Source organism: Aequoribacter sp., from assembly GCF_965659035.1.
In the GTDB taxonomy this organism is placed as follows: domain Bacteria; phylum Pseudomonadota; class Gammaproteobacteria; order Pseudomonadales; family Halieaceae; genus Aequoribacter.
Genome location: NZ_CBFHWH010000171.1, coordinates 1 through 1,664, shown reverse-complemented (window position 1 = coordinate 1,664; position 1,664 = coordinate 1). Strand labels below are relative to the sequence as shown.

The window sequence follows — 1,664 nt, the reverse complement described above, 5'->3', positions numbered from 1 at the left end:
ACAGGCCTCACAGCACCAGCGGGGCTTGTGATCCCCTTTGGGCACGCGCTCGGTGAGCGGGGTACCACAACGTCGGCAAAAAGGACGATCGGACATAAACGGCTACTCTTGTCTGTTAATGCCATTTCAACGGATACGCGGATAGGCCGCAAGTTTTAGATGGACTATACCGGCGCAGCTTACAATCTAGCACTGACGCTTGGATCTCTTTTCACCTTGACCTGAGTGGCGAGATAACGTCCAATTTCAATATTAAAAGTTTAAGGAAACGGCTATGACGCAAAAAACTTTGGGACAACGCGCCTTGTCCACTATCGAGCGCTGGGGCAATGCGCTACCCGACCCCGCCATGCTATTTGTCGGCTTACTCTTCGTGGTGTGGGCATTGTCAGCCATTTTTTCCCTATTCGATTACGACTTAATCGATCCTCGCACGGGCACCGCGGTCATTGTGCACAACCAATTGTCAGGAGATGCACTTGCCACATTCATGACTCAGCTGGTCAAAAATTTTGCGCATTTTCACCCGATTGGCGTGGTCTTGGTTGCCATGTTGGGGATTGGCGTTGCTGAACACACAGGTTTTATCAACACCGGTTTGAAGGCTCTGCTTAGCGTCACTGCTCGCTGGCTGCTAACCCCCATGATTATCTTGGTGGGTATTGTTAGCCATACCGCAGCCGATGCCGGATATGTGCTTGTCATTCCCCTAGGCGGGGTCATTTTCTATGCCGCAGGTCGCCACCCCTTGGCGGGTATTGCCGCTGCCTTCGCCGGTGTATCAGGTGGCTTTTCAGCCAACTTTATCCCCTCTGCCATTGACCCTATGTTGCAGGGCATTACCCAAACTGGCGCGCAAATTCTCAATCCAGACATCGTGCTCAATCCCCTCAACAACTACTACTTCACCTCGCTCTCTTCAATCGTCATTATCCTGCTAGGTTGGTTTATTACCGATCGAATTGTAGAACCCCGACTGCAGGGCACGGCTCTGGACGCCAACCCATCGACATCAGATGTCAGCGAAAGCCTGAATGCCCAAGAGCAAAAGGCATTACGATACGCGCTAATCAGCATGGGGGTGGCGGCCGTTGCTCTGGTTGCGAGTGCGATCCCCGAGACATCTGCTTGGCGCGGAGCTGGCGGCACTCTAACAGAATTTGGGGCGCCCCTGATGGGCTCCATTGTTCCGCTCATCTTTGTCTTGTTCCTACTGCCCGCAGTGGTTTACGGCGTCGTAGCTGGCACCGTTAAAAGCTCGAAAGACGTCATCGAAGGTATGACCAAGTCGATGCAAGATATGGGCTACTACCTAGTCATCATGTTTTTTATTGCCCAATTTATTTACAGTTTTTCTGCATCTAATTTGGGGATTTTGTTGGCGTTGGAAGGCGCGGAGTTATTAAAAGCGTCGGGGCTACCGGGATCTATCACTGTCATTGGCATTGTTTTGCTGACCGCGCTGCTTAACTTATTTGTGGGGTCCGCGTCCGCAAAGTGGGCGCTTTTAGCCCCGATTTTTGTACCCATGTTGATGCAGTTGGGTATTTCACCAGACCTCACCCAGGCCGCCTACCGAGTAGGCGACTCGACTTCTAATATCATTACCCCGCTTATGCCCTACTTCCCACTGGTGGTCGTGTATTGCCAGAAATACGTTAAAT

2 protein-coding genes are annotated in these 1,664 nt (G+C 51.7%); one reads left to right on the top strand and one right to left on the bottom strand.

The genetic code is table 11. The features are described 5' to 3' along the window. Positions 1-96 (bottom strand): zinc ribbon domain-containing protein (locus tag ACTF5Z_RS12140; RefSeq protein ID WP_438985862.1); only part of this gene is annotated, 96 nt, incomplete at its 3' end. A gap of 178 nt (positions 97-274) precedes the next feature. On the opposite strand from ACTF5Z_RS12140, the gene ACTF5Z_RS12135 reads away from it, so the two are divergent. Further along, on the top strand, positions 275-1,664 hold a 1,390-nt coding region (locus ACTF5Z_RS12135; protein WP_438985861.1), incomplete at its 3' end, for an AbgT family transporter.